The following is an 18,758-nucleotide window of genomic DNA, read 5'->3' on the forward strand; positions in this document are numbered from 1 at the left end:
CTTCACGGAGAATCAATCGTGACTGCAATTACTGAAAAAGACACCAGCAAATTCGTTCGCGTCCAAGACGGCGAGCTGGATCTGAATATTCATTACAACGACTGCGGTGAAGGCAAAGAAACGGTTGTCATGCTGCACGGTTCTGGCCCTGGTGCTAGCGGCTGGGCCAACTTCAATCGCAACATCGAGCCACTGGTAGAGGCTGGCTTCCGGGTCATCCTCATGGACTGCCCTGGCTGGAGTAAAAGTGATTCGATCGTCAGCACCGGCTCTCGCTCCGATCTTAATGCCCGCGTTCTGAAAGGTTTGGTCGATAAGCTGGACCTGGACAAGGTGCACTTGCTCGGCAACTCCATGGGCGGCCATACAGCCGTAGCCTTCACGCTGACTTGGCCTGAGCGCGTAGGCAAACTCGTGCTTATGGGCGGAGGCACCGGCGGGGTCAGCCCATTCGTATCAATGCCGACTGAAGGCATCAAATTGCTCAACGGCCTGTACCGCGAGCCAACGATCGAAAACCTCAAGAAGATGATGAACATCTTCGTCTACGACACGAGCGACCTCACCGAGGAACTGTTCCAAGCGCGCCTGGACAACATGCTGGCTCGAAAAGACCACCTCGAAAACTTCACCGCGAGCCTCGCTGCGAACCTCAAGCAGTTCCCTGACTTCAGCCATCGCCTCGGCGAGATTCAGGCCGAGACCCTCGTAGTTTGGGGTCGCAATGACCGCTTTGTCCCGATGGACACCGGCCTGCGCCTGGTTGCCGGCATTCCCAACTCTCAACTGCATGTCTTCAACAAATGCGGCCACTGGGCCCAATGGGAACACGCGGACACGTTCAACCGCATGGTTCTCGACTTCCTCACCCACTGATCGAGGTCACGATGAACATTACACAAGAGACCCTTGAGCGCTTGGCGGCTGATCTGCGCAGAGCTGAAGGAAAGGGCGAGCCTGTTGGACCACTGCGTGACGTGATCGGCGCCACAAACGTGGAAAACGCCTATGCGATTCAACGCTTGAACCAAGCCCATGCCATCGCAAATGGACAACGCCTGGTTGGCCGCAAGATTGGATTGACCAACCCCAAGGTCCAGGCCCAGCTGGGCGTAGACCAGCCGGACTTCGGTTGCCTGTTTGCAGATATGGCGTACGGCGACAACGAAGTGGTTCCGTTCGAACGTGTTCTGCAGCCCAAAATCGAGGCAGAAATTGCACTGGTGCTGGCACGCGACCTGCCTAGCGCTTCCACAACCTTCGCAGACGTCATCGCCGCAACTGGCTGGGTTCTCCCGGCACTTGAAATTGTCGGCAGCCGCATTGAGGGCTGGAACATCAAATTCGCCGACACCGTGGCTGATAACGCATCAAGCGGGTGTTTTGTCCTCGGCGGCCCTGCACAGCGCATTGATGGTCTAGACCTGCGCGGCGCAACGATGCGGCTCTCCAAAAACGGTGAGGTCGTCAGCTCTGGCAGTGGTGCCGAATGCTTGGGTAATCCGCTGAATGCAGCTGTTTGGCTCGCTCGCACAATGGCTGAGTTTGGTGAACCTCTCAAAGCAGGCGACATCATCCTCACAGGTGCCTTGGGACCGATGGTCGGCGTAAGCGCAGGTGATCATTTTGAAGCCGAAATCGAAGGCCTTGGCCGCGTCGGCGTGTCGTTCAGTGTCGAGTGATGGAGATCAAGAAATGACTACAAAACGCAAAGTCGCCATTGTCGGCTCCGGAAACATCGGCACCGACTTGATGATCAAGATCCTGCGCAATGCCAAGCACCTGGAAATGGCCGTGATGGTTGGTATCGACGCTGCTTCTGATGGCCTGGCTCGCGCAGGCCGAATGGGCGTGGCTACCACTCACGAAGGTGTCGCTGGCCTGGTCAAAATGCCAGAGTTTACTGACATCGATTTCATCTTCGATGCTACCAGTGCCGGTGCTCACGTCAAAAACGACGCCATGCTGCGTGAGTGCAAGCCAGGCATCCGGGTGATCGACCTTACTCCGGCAGCTATCGGCCCTTACTGCGTGCCAGTGGTTAACCTCGAAGAACACGTCAACGCGCAGAACCTGAACATGGTCACGTGCGGCGGCCAGGCAACTATTCCAATGGTCGCTGCAGTATCGCGTGTTGCCAAAGTGCATTACGCAGAGATCGTCGCATCAATTGCCTCCAAATCGGCGGGCCCAGGCACCCGAGCGAACATCGACGAATTCACTGAAACCACGTCCAAAGCCATCGAAGTCATTGGCGGCGCAGCCAAAGGTAAAGCCATCATCATCATGAACCCGGCTGAGCCTCCTCTGATGATGCGCGACACCGTCTACGTGTTGTCTGAAGCAGCGGACCAGGATCAGGTTGAAGCCTCCATTGAAGAAATGGTTGCCGCAGTGAATGCGTATGTTCCCGGCTACCGCCTCAAGCAGAAAGTGCAGTTTGAAGTCATCCCTGAATCTACCCCACTGAACATTCCCGGCCAGGGCAAATTCAGTGGCCTGAAGACCTCTGTTTTCCTTGAGGTCGAGGGTGCTGCCCATTACTTGCCATCGTACGCAGGCAATCTCGACATCATGACTTCTGCTGCGTTGGCTACCGCCGAGCGCATGGCACAGTCGATGAGCCAAGCCTGAGGAGCGCAGATATGAACGGTAAAAAGCTCTACATTTCGGACGTGACCCTGCGTGATGGTATGCACGCTATTCGTCACCAGTACTCACTGGATCAGGTCCAGGCAATCGCTCGAGCACTGGATGCCGCCAAGGTCGATTCGATCGAAGTAGCCCATGGTGACGGCCTTCAAGGCTCCAGCTTCAACTACGGCTTTGGCGCACACACCGATATCGAGTGGATCGAAGCTGCCGCCGACGCGGTGAAGCACGCCAAGATTGCAACACTGCTGCTCCCCGGGATTGGTACTCTACACGACCTCAAAGCGGCCTATACCGCAGGCGCTCGCGTCGTCCGTGTCGCCACCCATTGCACCGAGGCAGACGTCTCCAAGCAGCACATCGAATACGCCCGTAAGCTCGGCATGGACACGGTTGGCTTCCTGATGATGAGCCACATGCAGCCCCCCGAAGGGCTCGCGCAGCAGGCAAAACTGATGGAAAGCTACGGTGCCACCTGCATTTACGTCGTCGACTCTGGCGGCGCGATGAATATGGATGACATTCGTGAGCGCTTCCGCGCAGTGAAAGGGGTGCTTGATCCGGCCACTCATACCGGTATCCACGCACACCACAACCTGAGCCTCGGCGTGGCCAACTCGATCGTCGCCGTGGAGGAAGGCTGTGACCGCATCGACGCGAGCCTGTCAGGCATGGGCGCCGGTGCTGGTAATGCCCCACTGGAAGTGTTCATTGCGGCAGCAGACAAGCTGGGCTGGAACCACGGCACTGACCTGTACGCCCTGATGGACGCAGCAGATGACCTGGTTCGCCCACTCCAGGATCGCCCGGTACGTGTTGATCGGGAAACTCTCGCGCTCGGCTACGCCGGTGTGTATTCGAGCTTCCTTCGCCATGCAGAAGTTGCAGCTGCGCGCTATGACATCAAAGCAGTAGACATTCTGGTCGAGCTGGGCAAACGCCGCATGGTCGGTGGCCAGGAAGACATGATCGTCGATGTTGCACTGGATTTGCTGAAGCGCTGAGGTTCGCAGACAGCTCCACGCAAGCTGTCTGCAACAATCCCCTCCCGTCAGGGAGGGGGTCTATGAGACAACAATAAGAGAGATCACCCGACATGAATGCCTCGCAAAATCCCTACTGGCAGCACCCCCGAACACGCAGTGATCAGCCCACATACTCACTCTTTTCTGAGTGATTACTGAGCTGATGTAGCTCCACATCACTGGCGTTACTAAAACCACAATCACGTGTTTTCTGAAGAACTTTCAAGGGCTTCGGAGGGGGGTCGCTATGACTGACAAAACTGACAAGACCAAACTTTTCATTACCATCGCGCTTTGCTTCCTCGTAGCATTGATGGAAGGCTTGGATCTCCAAGCCCCAGGGATCGCGGCTCACGGCATGTCTGCCGACTACAGCTTGGATAAGCTGGAAATGGGCTGGGTCTTCAGTGTTGGCGTACTTGGTATGCTCCCAGGCGCTTTCATTGGCGGCCGCCTTGCTGATCGCTATGGCAGGAAGAAAGTACTCATCGTCTCGGTTGCACTATTCGGCATTTTCTCCCTCGTCACTACGGTTGCCTGGAGCTTCAGCGCGTTGCTGTTCGCCCGGCTCCTGACAGGCGTGGGGCTGGGCGCATCGTTGCCCAACCTGATCGCACTCGCCTCTGAAGCCGCTGGTGAGCGCATGCGAGGCACGGCAGTGAGCTTGATGTACTGCGGTGTACCGCTGGGGGCCGCGTTGGCAGCCGCCATTGGGCTGCTGGATTTCGGGGCTGGCTGGAAGCTCGTCTTCTACGTCGGCGGCGTGGTCCCTTTGGTCATCGTTCCCTTGCTGGTTCTCTTCCTGCCCGACGTGTACAAGCAATCAATTGCAGCCACCACGATCGAAGTTCCCTCCACCAAAGCCATCTTGGTTGAAGGCGGTGCACTGAAGAAAACCCTGCTCCTGTGGGTTAGCTTCTTCTTCACACTGATGGTCACCTACATCCTGATCAACTGGCTGCCAAGCATCCTGATTGGGCAGGGATTCAAACCGAGTGAAGCAAGCGTCGTCGTGCTGGCCATGCAGCTCGGTGCGGCCATGGGTACGTTGATGCTCGGCGTTGCCATGGATCGCCTGCCAATCTGGGCCATGTCGGCCCTGGTGTATGGGGGCATTTTGATTTCCTTAGCCTGCCTCACCGTGGCGGCCTCACTTCCTACCATGATCGGTGCAGGATTTTTAGCCGGCATCTTCACAACGGGTGGCCAGTGCGTGCTTTACGCCCTTGCTCCTCAGTTCTATCCCGCCAATGGCCGGGCTACCGGGACGGGTGCAGCACTCGCAATCGGTCGTATTGGTGCAATGACCGGTCCACTCGTCGTAGGAAAAATGATGGTCCTGGGGGCCGGTGCGGGTGGTGTGATGTTGGCGTCAGCGCCGGGCATCGTTCTGGCGGCTATCTCGCTGCTTTATCTCTCGTCGCTGAAAAAACGCCCCGAGCTGAGTGCCTCAGTGGTTTGACCGGCATTGCGTCATCACAAAAACAATAAAGAAGACACGACATGAGCAAATCAAGAAAAATTGCATTCGCAGGGCTGCTGGCTGCGCATGCTGCTTCACTCCAGGCGGCAGGTTTCATAGAAGATTCGAAAGCCAAGGTAACACTGCGCAACTACTACTTCGATCGCAATTACATCAACCAGACACCGCAAGCTGCAGCGCGAGAGTGGGCCCAGGGTTTCATCGTCAACTTCAATTCGGGCTTCACCGAGGGCGTGGTGGGCTTCGGACTGGATGCTCAAGCCATGATGGGGTTTCGCCTTGACTCCTCACCAGATCGTGTCGGCACCGGCCTATTGCCGTTCTCTCCCGCCACCCGGGAACCAGCGAAGGACTACTCCGAGCTAGGGCTGACAGCGAAGGTCAAGGTTTCTAAAACTGAGCTTCAGTACGGCACCGTGAGCACGTTCTTACCGATCGCTTTCGCAAGTCCGACACGGCTGCTGCCACAAACCTTCCGCGGTACCTACCTGCGCTCGCAAGACATTAACGATCTGTCGTTGCACGCGGGTTGGTTGGACCGAATCAACCTGCGTGACTCGACTGACTACCAAAAGATGCGCGTTGCAGCTCCAAACGGACGCTTCAACGGAGCAGCGGAGTCTGATGCGTTCTACTTCCTGGGGGGCGATTACGCGTGGTCGAAAAACCTCACGCTCAAGTACTACTACGCAGAGCTCGAAGACATCTACGACAAGAACTACCTCGGTTTCGTGGACAACCGAGAGCTGGGTCCAGGGCGGCTCATCTCCGACTTCCGCTTCTATGATTCCAAGGACAACGGATCCGCAAAAGCTGGGAAGGTAGACAACCGCAATACAGCGTTGATGCTGACCTACCAGCTCGGCGCGCATCGTCTCGGCGCTGGCTACATGCAGCTGACTGGGGATACTGCAATGCCCTATCTCTTTGGTACCGAACCGCTGGTGATCACGGAAGGCACCCTAAGCTCGGAGTTCCTGAACCCTAAGGAAAGAAGCTGGCAGGTTAAGTACGACTACGACTTTGTCGGCGTTGGTGTCCCCGGCCTGAAGGGCATGTTGCGTTACGTCAGCGGGGACAACATTGATCTTCCGAACCTCGGGGGCAACAAGCTCAAAGAATCGGAAAAAGACGTCGAGCTTTCATACGTGATTCAAAGTGGCACGTTCAAGGACGTGGCGTTTCGGGTCAGACACGCTTGGTATCGAAATGATTTCGGGCCTGGAGCTACCCACCGGGATGACAATGAGCTTCGTGTGAACATTGATTACACCTTTGCCCTTTGGTGAAGCTGACTTAGCTCCACACCCTACGCGCTACACCTTTAGCCACGGACTTACCCTGTGGCTTTTTTTGGCGTGACGAAAGGCGTTTCCAGACGATTGCGACAACACATCTTGCATGCTAGCATGCAAGTAAGAATTGAGTGATCTCGCCTGCCAGCTGATGCCGCTGGTTTAGACACTTTGATGGCCTGAAAAAAAATACAAGATCAGGAGGTACCATGAATCTCTTCCCCCCCATTCGCATCGCTCGCCCGAGCCGCGGGTCCTAATAGAGCCTGCCATTTCTAAATTTTTAATGTCTCGAACGCCAGGCTGGTGCTACTTCGTGCTGCCTGGCTTTGGGATCTGTCGGACGTGTTCCGGGCTTGCGTGCAAGTTCAGAGCATCAACATGTAATGCCTGGAGAATAAGAAATGACTACCTCCACTAGCTTCGATACCGACGTACTGGTGATCGGCACTGGCCCTGCTGGTGCAACTACTGCCTTGGCGCTGGCCACCTATGGTGTGCGAGTCAAAATGGTCACCATGTTCAATTGGCTGGCGAACTCACCGCGAGCCCATATCACGAATCAACGCGCCATGGAGGTCGTGCGTGATCTTGGGTTGGAAGACGAGGTTATGAGAGCGGCCACACCGTGGGATCAGATGGGCGATACGCTATTCACCACCAGCCTAGCAGGTGAAGAAATCGCTCGTATGCGCACTTGGGGCACTGGCGACAAACGCAAGGGCGATTACGTCCAAGGCAGCCCATGCACCATGCTGGATCTCATCCAGCCCGAGATGGAGTCGATCCTTCTTAAGCATGCTGCAATGCGCGGTGCCCAGTTGAGCTTCAACACCGAGTATCTGAGCCATGTCCAAGATGCCGAAGGTGTGACTGCTCGCATGAAAGACGTTTTGACCGGCGTCGAGTACGAAGTCCGGGCGAAGTACCTAGTGGGAGCTGATGGAGCCAACTCTAAAGTAGCCAAAGAGATCGATCTGCCGATCGTTGGCGAGATGGCCAGAGCCGGAACCGCCTACGTCATTTTCAACGCAGATCTGAGCAAATACGTAGAACACCGTCCGAGCATCCTTCAGTGGATCGCTACTCCCGAAGCGGGCTTTGGTGAAATCGGGATGGGCTTGCTGCGCGCCATTCGTCCGTGGGATCAGTGGATTGCGGGCTGGGGCTTCGACATAACCAAAGGTACACCCGATCTATCCCCAGAAGCTGTTTTAGAGAAGATCCGTCTCTTGGTAGGCGACCCCAAGTTGGAAGTCCAAGTTGAGCGTATGTCGACCTGGTATGTAAACCAGGCACATGCTACCGAATATTCCCGTGGTCGCGTGTTCTGTGCCGGCGACGCTGTTCACCGTCACCCACCATCAAGCGGCCTGGGCTCCAACACCTGTATGCAGGATGGCTTCAACCTTGCCTGGAAACTGGCTTACGTTCTTAAAGGCTTTGCCGATCCGAATCTGCTGGAAAGCTACACCGCAGAGCGTGCCCCCGTGGGCAAGCAGATCGTGGCACGTGCCAACCAGTCGCGTAAGGACTATGCCCTGCTGAAAGAGTGCTTCAACTTTGGCAATGGCGTGGACACCATCGCCAAGCTGCTTGATCGCATGCGTGACCCCAGCCCGGCTGGTGTGGAAGTTCGCATGAACCTGCAGAAGGCGCTGGAAATCAAGAGTCGCGAATTCAACGCTCAAGGTGTCGAGCTGAACCAGCGCTACGTGTCCTCTGCCGTTAAAACTGATCCTAGGGATGGTGTTGAACTCTGGGCTCGTGACAAAGAACTGTACCTGCAGGCTACCACTCGCCCTGGTGCCAAGCTTCCTCACGCTTGGCTGGTTAACGAAAACGGCCACCGGATTTCTACACTCGATGTCGTGGGTAAAGGGCAAATGACCCTTATCACGGGCCTTGCCGGCCAGGCATGGGTGGCTGCTGCAGAAAGCTTGAACCAGCCATTCCTGAAAACCGTTGTCACAGGCGCAAAAGGGACCGCGGACCTCTACTGCGATTGGCAATCGGTTCGTGAGATTCACGAGGCAGGCGCGCTTCTGGTTCGACCTGATGGCTATGTCGCTTGGCGGCACAGCAACGCTGTTTGGTCGGCCGACGAAGCAGTTTCAGAACTGCAGCAGGCTCTCCAAAGCGTCCTCGGTTAAGCATTACCTCAGAGGCCCGGCTCAATGCCGGGCCTTCTTTTTATTTGCTCCAACTGCGCTGGAGGCCACTCGGCCGCTGCGCTGCAAACACTAGATGTAAAAACCAACCGATAAGAGCCCGTGGGAGAGTGGCGCACCTGCTGCTGCGCCTTCCTCCAAGGTCCAAACTGCCTCGAGTGCGATGAGGGTGAACTATGGCTAAGGCCGCCGATGTCGTTGTGCAATGCCTGGAAAACGAAGGTGTCGAGTATGTATTCGGCATTCCCGGTGAGGAGAACCTCGACCTGCTGGAATCCCTGCGCAAGTCGAAGATCAAGCTGGTACTGACCCGTCACGAGCAGTCCGCGGGCTTCATGGCCGCCACCTATGGTCGCCTGACCGGCAAGACCGGCGTCAGCCTGTCGACCCTCGGCCCTGGCGCGACCAACTTGGTGACCGCCAGCGCCTACGCCTATCTCGGCGGCATGCCGATGATGATGATTACCGGCCAGAAGCCGATCAAGAAGTCCAAGCAGGGCCGCTTCCAGATCATCGATGTGTGCGGCATGATGGGCCCCATCACCAAGTACACCCACCAGTTCGCCTCGGCCGACAACATCCCGGCACGCATGCGCGAAGCCTTCCGTCTGGCTGAAGAAGAGAAGCCGGGCGCCGTGCACCTGGAACTGCCGGAAGACATCGCCGCCGAGCAGACCGACAGCTTGCCAATTCCACCGAGCCTGCACCGCCGTCCGCTGGCCGAGCACGTGGCCATCGAAGCTGCCATCGAGAAACTGCGCACCGCACGCAGCCCTATCCTGGTGATCGGTGCCGGCGCCAACCGCAAGATGACCGCCAAGGTCCTCAAGCAACTAGTCGATAAGACCGGTATCCCATTCGTCACCACCCAACTGGGCAAGGGTGTGGTTGACGAGCGCAGCCCGCGCTTCCTGGGTAACGCTGCGTTGTCGTCCGGTGATTTCGTGCACCGTGCGATCGAAGCGGCTGACCTCATCGTCAACATCGGCCACGATGTGATCGAGAAGCCGCCGTTCTTCATGGTCCGTGGCGGCACTGAAGTCATCCATATCAACTTCCGTTCCGCCGAAGTCGACGCCGTGTACTTCCCGCAGATCGAAGTGATCGGTGACATCGCCAACGCCGTCTGGCAGATCGCTGAAGGTCTGGGCGACACCTTGCACTGGGACTTCACCCGTCTCATGGCGATTCGTGAAGCCAACGAAGCCCAGATCGCCGAAGGCGCCGACGATGACCGCTTCCCGGTCTATCCTCAGCGCCTGGTGGCCGATATCCGTCACGTGCTGCCGTCCGAAGGCATCGTCGCTCTAGACAACGGCATCTACAAGATCTGGTTCGCCCGCAACTACAAGGCGCACAAGCCCAACACCGTGCTGCTCGACAACGCCCTGGCGACAATGGGCGCCGGCCTGCCGTCAGCCATGGCCGCCCATTTGGTGTACCCGGATCGCCCGGTGATTTCGGTGTGTGGCGACGGTGGTTTCATGATGAACAGCCAGGAATTGGAAACCGCGGTTCGCCTGAACATGCACATTACCGTGGTAATCCTGCGTGACGACGGCTACGGCATGATCCGCTGGAAGCAGGCGAACATGGGCTTCACCGATTTCGGTCTCGACTACGGCAATCCGGACTTCGTCAAATATGCCGAAGCCTATGGTGCCAATGGACACAGGGTGGAAAGCGCGGATGCTTTGCTGCCACTGTTGGATCATTGTATTGCCAACCCCGGCGTTCACGTCATTGACTGCCCAGTCGACTACAGCGAGAACGACCGCATCCTGAACAGCGAACTGCGCGAGCGAGCGCTGGCGGTCTAATCAGTGGCAGAAAAGGCGCTACTGTTGGCAGTACTCTGTTGAGGCTTGCGGAACTTGAACCTCCTCGCACAATAAGTGGCGAGGAGGCTCCTTGAGCAACGCCAAGAATGATCTCAGCGCTGCTTTGATGACTTGAGGCGGTTGATGCTGGCTGCGTAGGCCCTCATAAAGCAACCCGGTGATCAACCCTTTGAAGACGGCTATCGAAGTGAGAAGGTCCAGAGTCTGCGGCAATTCACCTTGAATAATCGCATGCCTAAGCACCTGATGAATGTAATGCAGGAATCGATTACTCGCTTGCTCCATGCGGCTATGGATCAGACCCGATTCGTCCCCCCCCTGATAAATCAAGATTTCCGAGAACCGCTTTGACTGGGGGCTATTAACAGCATCAAGCATGGCGGTCACCACTGCTTCCCAGGAGAGTTCGATTCCGTCGTCGGCGGAGAACTCCAATTCAAGTGGATGCTGCCGCGATGTCAGCACCGCCTGAAGTACTTCTTGCTTCCCATTGAAATGCCAATAAACGGCGCCACGAGTGACGCCTGCCTTTCGGGCTATTTGGTCCAGCGTAGCGTCTGGAACTCCTTGGACAGCGAACACCTCGACAGCCGCGTCGATAATGCGCTGTCGTGTTTCCTCAGCCTCGGCTACCGTCTTCCTGGCCATTTTAACTAGGGCGCTTTCTTTGACGCGCGACCGATGGCGCGCTCTATATTCTGCTTGGTCAATAGCAGAGCTTTTTTGATCGTGTCCGACTGCTTACTCGCTCTGGAACTCGGCATTACGACTGCGAGGGAGTAATAGCCAAGGTAGGTATCCAAAAGCGTTGCGAATGAGCAAACGCCATCGATATGTTCATCCAGATCGCTTGCTATGCCGCTCGCCCTGATTTCACTCAGTTGCTTAATCAGCGTCTGTCGTCCGAGCGTGTTTGGGGTGAACACTGGAAGTTGATCACTGAGTGCTGCTGGGAGTGACTCCTCAGGCAGCGCAGCCAAAAGGACCTTACCTGCGGCGGTCGCAGCGGCGGGCACATTGATGCCAATCGGAAACACCACACGCAGCTCTCGTTCTGACACGATGCGATCCAGCACGTAGATTTTATCGCCGGCCAGAGAAGCCAGGCAGACCGACTCTTCAAGCTCCTCCGCCAATGAGCGTAAGTACGGCTTTACCAACGAAAGAATGTCTGATTGTGCCTGGTTGATGAGCTGGCCAAGCGCCGGCCCAAGGCGGAAGCCTCCACTAGGGCCCAATGCCTCAACCAAAAACTCTTCTTCCAGGGCGTTGATGATTCTCTGGACGGTCGAGCGCGGCAGCCCGACCAACTGCGCGATAGCCGCCAAGCTCAAGCCATTCGGATGACTGCCAAGGGCTCGCATGATCGAGGCAGCTCTGGCGATGACTTGAATACCCCCCGCCTTTCCACCGACTTCGTCTGATTGGTTCATATTTCTCCTCAGCGTGCACCGCTGCAGCATCTGTTATGGCCGCCACTTTAGAGCTCCATGCCTCGCCTAGCCAGTCACACGTTCCGAACATCTATCTCACCAACGTTCGACCGATGGTTGTTACTGCTTGCTTGCACTCATAGTATCGCATAGTGGTACACTTAACCACATTGTGATTCAGCAATTACAAGTCCCCGGCCTAGGGGCAGAGATGGAGCAAATCGGTGAGACAGATACGATCCTCGCGTGCATTACATGCAATTCCCCTAACGGCGCTGATGCTGGTGACCGGCTGTGGTGAAAAAGACCACATCGCCTCAGCCCCGCCTCCCCCTGACGTGGGCGTATACACCGTCCGCTCACAGTCTCTGACTCTGACAACCGACCTGCCCGGCAGGACTTCGGCCTACCGGGTAGCTGAAGTGCGCCCACAAGTATCGGGGATCCTTCAAAAGCGGTTCTTTGTTGAGGGGACTGAGGTCAAGCTGGGTCAGCAGCTCTATCAAATTGACCCGCGTACCTATGAGGCGCAATTGCGTCGGGCAGAAGCTAATCGAACTACTGCGCAGAACCTGGCGCGACGATATGAAACGTTGTTGAAAACCAAGGCTGTGAGCAAGCAGCAGTACGACGATGCCCTTGCCGCATGGAAACAGGCGGAGGCCGACTATCAGGTCGCTCGTATCGACGTTCAGTACACCCGTGTGCTTTCGCCGATCTCAGGCCGCATCGGACGGTCGACAGTTACCGAGGGTGCACTCGTTACTAACGGTCAAGCACAGTCGCTCGCCACTGTTACTCAGCTGGACCCGATCTATGTTGACGTCACTCAGCCGATCACGAAGCTGCTGGGCCTGCAACAGGCATTGGAGTCAGGGCGACTTCAGAAAACAGGTGAGAACCAGGCCGAAGTCAGCCTGACCCTGGATGACGGTAGTGCTTACCCAATCCCGGGCACCCTTAAGTTTTCTGAGGTTAGCGTTGATCCGACTACAGGTTCAGTAACCCTTCGCGCCGAATTCCCGAATCCTAATCGCAAGTTGCTTCCAGGCATGTTTGTTCACGCCCTCCTGAAGGAAGGTGTGCAGCAGGCGGCGATCCTGGTTCCACAACAAGCCATCAGCCGCGATACGCGTGGCGTGCCAAGTGTCTGGGTGGTGAAGGCCGACAACACTGTTGAGGCTCGCGAGGTCCAGACCCTACGAACTGTGGGCAACGCCTGGCTGATCAGCAAAGGCGTATCCCAGGGAGAGCGAATCGTTACCGAAGGTGTTCAACGTGTCCGCAGCGGCATCGCCGTCAATGCGGCAGAAGCCAAAAATGTGGATTTGGTAGCTGACTTCGCCGCTACCACTGAAGCCTCGGCTAACTGAGGGGGTGCAGTAAATGTCTCGCTTCTTTATCGACCGGCCGATCTTCGCTTGGGTTCTCGCTATCGTAGCCATGCTCGCCGGCGCGCTCTCGCTGGCCAAGATGCCGATTAGCCAATATCCAAACATCGCGGCCCCCGCCGTTTCGATCCAGGTCAGCTACCCAGGTGCTTCTGCACAAACCGTCCAGGACACGGTGGTTCAGGTCATTGAGCAACAGCTCAGTGGTCTTGATGGGTTCCGATATATGTCGGCTGAGAGCGCCTCTGACGGCAGCATGACCATCATCGTGACCTTTGAACAGGGGACCGATCCGGACATCGCTCAAGTTCAGGTGCAGAACAAGCTGCAACTGGCGACACCTCGTTTGCCGGAGGAAGTTCAGCGTCAGGGGCTTCGCGTAGTGAAGTACCAGATGAATTTCTTCTTGGTCATGAGCTTGGTGGATCGCTCGGGGAAGCTCGATAACTTCGACCTGGGCAACCTGATCGCTTCACAGCTTCAGGATCCCATTTCGCGCATTCCAGGCGTCGGTGATTTCCAGCTGTTTGGCTCGCCTTACGCAATGCGTATCTGGCTAGATCCAGGCAAGCTCAACAGCTATCAGCTGACACCTACTGATGTAGCCAATGCTATCCGGGAACAGAACGTCCAAGTGTCCTCTGGCCAGTTGGGTGGACTACCAACTCGCTCAGGCGTCCAGCTGAATGCCACCGTTCTCGGCAAGACGCGCATGACAACGCCTAGCCAGTTCGATGAGATCTTGGTCAAGGTGAACGCGGACGGCTCACAGGTACGAGTGAAGGACGTCGGACGTGCCGAACTGGGGGCTGACAGCTTCGCCATTTCCGCGAAATACAAGGACTCCCCAACCGCAAGCCTGGCGCTGCGTTTGTCCACCGGTGGCAACCTGCTGGAGACCGTAGAAGCTGTCAAGAAGCTGATGGAGGAGCAGAAGGCCTATCTGCCAGATGGCGTGGAGGTCATTTACCCCTACGATACAACACCTGTCGTTGATGCCTCGATTGAGTCGGTAGTACACACTATTTTTGAAGCGGTGGTACTGGTCTTCCTGGTTATGTATCTGTTCCTACAGAGCTTCAGGGCCACGCTGATCCCCACCCTGGCAGTTCCCGTAGTGCTGCTCGCCACATTCGCACTTCTGCCCTATTTCGGCCTCAGTATCAACGTACTCACCATGTACGCCATGGTGCTCGCCATCGGCTTGCTGGTCGATGATGCGATCGTCGTGGTCGAGAACGTTGAGCGGCTCATGCACGACGAGGGGTTGACGCCACTTCAGGCTACGCGTAAGTCGATGGACCAGATTTCCGGGGCCCTGGTGGGTATCGGCATGGTGCTGTCGGCTGTGTTCGTACCGATGGCTTTCTTTGGTGGATCCGCTGGCATCATCTATCAACAGTTCGCCATCACCATCGTGGTCTGCATGGGGCTGTCGATCTTTGTCGCGCTTGTGTTCACTCCAGCACTTTGCGTGACCATCCTCAAAGCTCCGGAAGGCGTTTCCCACCACGAGAAAAAGGGCTTCTTCGGCTGGTTCAACCGCATCTTCGACCGCGGCACTCTGCGATTCGAGCGAGGCGTCGGTGCAATGCTCAAGGGGCGCGGTAGATACCTGCTTGCGTTCTTGCTGATCACTGGAGGAACCGGCTATCTGTTCACCCAGATCCCGAAGGCATTCCTGCCCAACGAAGATCAGGGCTTGATGATGATCGAAGTGCGAACGCCGGCAAATGCTTCAGCGGAGCGCACCGAGGGTGTGCTTCAAGAGGTGCGAGACTACTTGAGCAATGATGAAGGTGCGTTGGTTGAGCACTTCCTGACGGTGAATGGTTTCAACTTTGCTGGTCGTGGTCAGAACTCGGGGCTGGTACTGATTACTCTTAAGGATTGGAAGGAGCGTCACGGCGCTGGGCAAGACGTATTCAGCATCGCGCAACGGGCTAATCAGCATTTTGCCAAGATCAAAGATGCCAGCGTCATGGCGTTCGTGCCCCCTGCCATTCTGGAAATGGGGAATGCGATGGGCTTCAACTTGTATCTACAGGACAACCTAGGTCTTGGTCATGAAGCATTGATGGCAGCTCGAAACCAGTTCCTGCAACTGGCAAGCGAAAACCCCAAACTCCAAGCAGTGCGTCCAAACGGTAAGGACGACGAGCCGCAATTCCAGGTGAACATTGATGACGAAAAGGCCCGTGCGCTGCAGGTAAGCATCGCGTCTATCAACGAAACGATGTCTGCAGCCTGGGGCTCGATGTATGTCAACGACTTCATCGACCGCGGTCGGGTCAAACGGGTGTACGTACAGGGCGAAGACATCTCGCGAATCTCTCCAGAAGACTTCGATAAATGGTACGTGCGAAATAGCCTTGGCCAGATGGTTCCGTTCTCGGCATTTGCAACCGGTGAGTGGGTGAACGGCTCACCGAAGCTGGAGCGCTACGGTGGCATTTCTTCCCTGAACATCCTCGGCGAGCCAGCCCCTGGATACAGCACTGGTGACGCGATGATTGCCATCGCTGAAATCATGCAAAAGCTGCCTGCCGGCATCGGCCTGAGCTACACCGGTCTCTCTTATGAAGAAATACAGACTGGCGACCAAGCACCGTTGCTCTACGCATTGACTGTGCTGATCGTATTCCTGTGCCTGGCCGCACTGTATGAAAGCTGGTCGGTACCGGTCTCGGTGATCATGGTTGTTCCTCTGGGTATTTTGGGCGCCGTGCTGGCAACGCTTTGGCGCGACCTGACGGCGGATGTGTACTTCCAGGTGGGCTTGATGACGACAGTTGGCCTGTCCGCCAAGAACGCCATCCTAATCGTGGAGTTCGCAAAAGAGCTGTATGAAAAGGAAGGTTATCCGATCGTCAAAGCTGCGATAGAGGCCGCCAAGCTGCGTTTGCGTCCGATATTGATGACCTCGCTGGCATTCACATTCGGTGTGCTGCCGATGGCCATTGCATCGGGCGCAGGCGCTGGGAGCCAGCACTCCATTGCTACGGGCGTCGTCGGAGGCATGATCACAGCAACCGTGCTGGCCGTCTTCTTTGTTCCGCTGTTCTACGTGGTGGTTGTCAAGCTTTTCGAGGGGCTCATGAAACGAAAGCCAAAAGCGGTCAAGGAGGTGACTCATGAAGTTTAAGTCGCTCCCCGTCTTTGCATTGCTGATGCTCAGCGGATGCAGCTTGATGCCCGACTACCAGCAGCCAGCCGCCCCTGTGCAGGCGCAATGGCCAACGGGCGAGGCCTACGGCAGGCAGGGAGAGCAGCGTAGTATCGCGGCGGCTCTCCCCGAGGCAAAAAATTTCTTCAAAGATCCAGCGCTGGTCCGCCTCCTCGATGCGGCGTTGGAGAACAACAGAGATCTTCGAATCGCTGCCAAAAATGTTGAATCCTACAGAGCGCTTTACCGTATCCAACGAGCGGAGCGGTTTCCCACACTTGATGGCGAAGCATCTGGAAATCGAACTCGCTTGCCTGATGATTTGTCCCCCACCGGCGATTCTCGGATCGATAGCCAGTACCAAGTCGGCCTAGTGACTGCCTACGAGTTGGACTTATTTGGCCGAATCCGAAGCTTGTCTAGCCAAGCGCTTGAAAAGTATCTGGCTACTGAGGAGGCGCAACGCAGCGTTCAGATCGCACTGATAGGCGATGTGGCAACCACTTATTTTCTGTGGCGAACCGACCAAGCACTTTTGGATTTGACCGAAGCGACGCTGACCAGCTACGTCGAAAGCTTGGCAATGATCGAGTCCAGTGCAGCGGCGGGTACTTCGTCGGAGCTGGATGTTCGACAGGCGAGGACGCTGGTTAACCAAGCCCAGGCACAGCAGGCTTTGTACACCCGGCGTATCGCGCAGGATGTAAACGCAATGCAATTGTTGCTGGGCAGTAAGATTCCAACTGATTTGCCACAAAACTTGCCGCTGGCCATGAGTGCCATAGGGAAGGTTCCAGCAGGGCTACCAGCGGATCTGCTACTAAACAGACCGGACATCCGTTCTGCCGAGCATCAACTTATGGCCGCTAATGCAAACATCGGGGCGGCTCGTGCGGCATTTTTTCCACGCATAAGCCTGACAGCGTCAGCGGGCTCAGCCAGCAGCGATCTGGACGGACTGTTCAACGGCGGATCTGAAAGCTGGAGCTTCGCTCCACAAATCAGTGTGCCGATCTTCAATGCAGGAAAGCTACGAGCCAATCTCGATTACGCTGAAATTCAGAAAGATGTGGGTATTGCGACTTATGAAAAGAGTATCCAAACGGCTTTCCGGGAGGTATCCGACGGCCTCGCTGCGAGGGGAACTTATGGCAAGCAGCTTCGTGCTCAGAACGAATTGGTTGATAACTATAAATCGTATTTTGGCTTAGCGCAGCAGCGATACGACCAGGGCATTGATAGCTACTTGACAGTACTGGATGCCCAACGCGAACTGTTTGCCTCACAACAGAAGCTATTGAATGATCAGCTCGATCAAATCAACAGTGAAGTCCAGCTTTACAAAGCCCTTGGGGGCGGCTGGAGCGTAAGTCAAAACTGAGAATCTGGGCAGCGGCTTGCAGAAGTGCTGCCCTACTTTTCAAGAGAATGCTTGAATAAATTCTTCGACCTAAAGTGGCGAGCTAACGCTAATTTTAAATCGGGAGCAATAATAATGTCGTTGACATCAGCAAGCGCGATAGAGGTTCGCTTTGACAAGCGTCCTGACGATGATGTTCTTTTAGCCATAGACGAACTGGTCAATGTGCTCCGCACCGAGCCGGGGTGCATGAACTACTCGATAATCGCGCTAAACAAATACTTCAGCACGATGATCATTAGCGGCTTCTGGACCAACGAAAAAGATATGATTAATCATTTTTCAAATTCGAGTTTCGCCGCGTTGATAGCGTGTTTGACATCCAGTTGCCGAAGCATCTGCTTCAGATCATTATTTATGGATAGTGAAATACGGAGCCAACATGCAGAGCCTTGAAAAAATCTTATTGAATGCAGACTTAAATAGTTTGATCACTTTCTTGGTGGTGTACCAAGAGAGAGGAGTGACACGAGCATCTCAACGCTTAGGGGTAAAGCAGCCAGCCATCAGCAATACCATAGCCAAGCTTCGCAAACGATTTGGCGATGAGCTTTTTTTAGGTAAGCGACCTTGGATACCAACAGAGCGTGCTGACCAGCTCGCTACTGCTCTAGGACCTGCACTCCACACTTTGCAGGAGGCACTCGCCAGCGTGGATAAAGAGAGAGCTCGGTAAGTTTAAATGCAATACTTCAACCACCTTCCCCCAGGTGGCCTCACCCTATTCCAAATCGAAGACGTAAAAAAACTATGGCCTGACGGCCATAGTAAAGGGAGGTTATTTATACCGTCCAAGGAGCCAACGTGGAGGCCACTACGCGCTCATTTGAGACGCAACGACTTAAAGAATTTTGGTAAAAAATCCGCCTGCGGGCAAGCGG

Annotated in this window: 15 protein-coding genes; 13 read left to right on the forward strand and 2 right to left on the reverse strand. The window is 55.8% G+C overall.

Annotation, left to right across the window (positions count from 1 at the left end; translation table 11 throughout):
• The first annotated feature begins 18 nt into the window (after positions 1–18).
• The 8 genes from GKKCFE_RS19225 to GKKCFE_RS19260 all read left to right on the forward strand — a co-directional run bounded on the left by GKKCFE_RS19225 (position 19) and on the right by GKKCFE_RS19260 (position 10,446).
• Positions 19–876 (forward strand): alpha/beta fold hydrolase, encoded by an 858-nt coding sequence (locus tag GKKCFE_RS19225; protein ID WP_173880905.1) that lies wholly within the window; start codon positions 19–21, stop codon positions 874–876.
• An 11-nt stretch (positions 877–887) separates the two neighbouring features.
• Positions 888–1,682 (forward strand): 2-keto-4-pentenoate hydratase, encoded by a 795-nt coding sequence (mhpD, locus tag GKKCFE_RS19230; RefSeq protein ID WP_445576965.1) that lies wholly within the window; start codon positions 888–890, stop codon positions 1,680–1,682.
• 13 nt (positions 1,683–1,695) lie between these two features.
• Positions 1,696–2,634: an acetaldehyde dehydrogenase (acetylating) gene (locus GKKCFE_RS19235; RefSeq protein WP_445576966.1), complete on the forward strand. Its 939-nt coding sequence runs from the start codon at positions 1,696–1,698 to the stop codon at positions 2,632–2,634.
• An 11-nt stretch (positions 2,635–2,645) separates the two neighbouring features.
• Entirely contained in the window at positions 2,646–3,656 is a 1,011-nt protein-coding gene (mhpE, locus tag GKKCFE_RS19240; RefSeq protein ID WP_445576967.1) for a 4-hydroxy-2-oxovalerate aldolase, read from the forward strand.
• Between the two features lie 268 nt (positions 3,657–3,924).
• Complete coding sequence (gene mhpT / locus GKKCFE_RS19245) at positions 3,925–5,139, forward strand: 3-(3-hydroxy-phenyl)propionate transporter MhpT (protein ID WP_445576968.1); 1,215 nt, start codon at positions 3,925–3,927, stop codon at positions 5,137–5,139.
• A 41-nt stretch (positions 5,140–5,180) separates the two neighbouring features.
• Positions 5,181–6,449: an OprD family porin gene (locus GKKCFE_RS19250; protein WP_445576969.1), complete on the forward strand. Its 1,269-nt coding sequence runs from the start codon at positions 5,181–5,183 to the stop codon at positions 6,447–6,449.
• 410 nt (positions 6,450–6,859) lie between these two features.
• Positions 6,860–8,608 carry an FAD-dependent oxidoreductase gene (locus tag GKKCFE_RS19255; RefSeq protein ID WP_039591836.1) on the forward strand — a complete coding sequence of 583 codons (1,749 nt, stop codon included), beginning with the start codon at positions 6,860–6,862 and terminating at the stop codon, positions 8,606–8,608.
• Between the two features lie 194 nt (positions 8,609–8,802).
• Positions 8,803–10,446: an acetolactate synthase large subunit gene (locus GKKCFE_RS19260; RefSeq protein WP_445576970.1), complete on the forward strand. Its 1,644-nt coding sequence runs from the start codon at positions 8,803–8,805 to the stop codon at positions 10,444–10,446.
• 18 nt (positions 10,447–10,464) lie between these two features.
• Here the strand turns inward: GKKCFE_RS19260 and GKKCFE_RS19265 are convergent, their stop codons facing one another.
• Together GKKCFE_RS19265 and srpS are read right to left on the reverse strand one after the other, a co-directional pair.
• Entirely contained in the window at positions 10,465–11,115 is a 651-nt protein-coding gene (locus tag GKKCFE_RS19265) for a TetR family transcriptional regulator (RefSeq protein ID WP_039591834.1), read from the reverse strand.
• Between the two features lie 5 nt (positions 11,116–11,120).
• The gene (srpS, locus tag GKKCFE_RS19270; protein WP_039591833.1) at positions 11,121–11,900 is read right to left on the reverse strand and encodes a solvent efflux transporter transcriptional repressor SrpS; all 780 of its coding nucleotides are present in this window, start codon (positions 11,898–11,900) and stop codon (positions 11,121–11,123) included.
• Positions 11,901–12,124: 224 nt separating this feature from the next.
• On the opposite strand from srpS, the gene srpA reads away from it, so the two are divergent.
• The 5 genes from srpA (at position 12,125) to GKKCFE_RS19295 (ending at position 18,553) form a co-directional block, all read left to right on the forward strand.
• Entirely contained in the window at positions 12,125–13,273 is a 1,149-nt protein-coding gene (srpA, locus tag GKKCFE_RS19275) for a solvent efflux RND transporter periplasmic adaptor subunit SrpA (protein WP_445576971.1), read from the forward strand.
• 13 nt (positions 13,274–13,286) lie between these two features.
• The gene (gene srpB, locus GKKCFE_RS19280) at positions 13,287–16,436 is read left to right on the forward strand and encodes a solvent efflux RND transporter permease subunit SrpB (RefSeq protein WP_445576972.1); all 3,150 of its coding nucleotides are present in this window, start codon (positions 13,287–13,289) and stop codon (positions 16,434–16,436) included.
• Positions 16,426–17,838 carry a solvent efflux RND transporter outer membrane subunit SrpC gene (gene srpC, locus GKKCFE_RS19285; protein WP_445576973.1) on the forward strand — a complete coding sequence of 471 codons (1,413 nt, stop codon included), beginning with the start codon at positions 16,426–16,428 and terminating at the stop codon, positions 17,836–17,838. Before srpB ends, srpC begins: the two co-directional genes overlap by 11 nt.
• Before the next feature lie 114 nt (positions 17,839–17,952).
• Positions 17,953–18,273: an antibiotic biosynthesis monooxygenase gene (locus GKKCFE_RS19290; RefSeq protein WP_039591830.1), complete on the forward strand. Its 321-nt coding sequence runs from the start codon at positions 17,953–17,955 to the stop codon at positions 18,271–18,273.
• Positions 18,260–18,553 carry a LysR family transcriptional regulator gene (locus GKKCFE_RS19295; protein WP_423519616.1) on the forward strand — a complete coding sequence of 98 codons (294 nt, stop codon included), beginning with the start codon at positions 18,260–18,262 and terminating at the stop codon, positions 18,551–18,553. The genes GKKCFE_RS19290 and GKKCFE_RS19295 overlap by 14 nt, the downstream gene beginning before the upstream one ends.
• Positions 18,554–18,758 lie beyond the last annotated feature (205 nt).

The sequence above is a fragment of the Pseudomonas sp. E141 genome, from assembly GCF_052659885.1.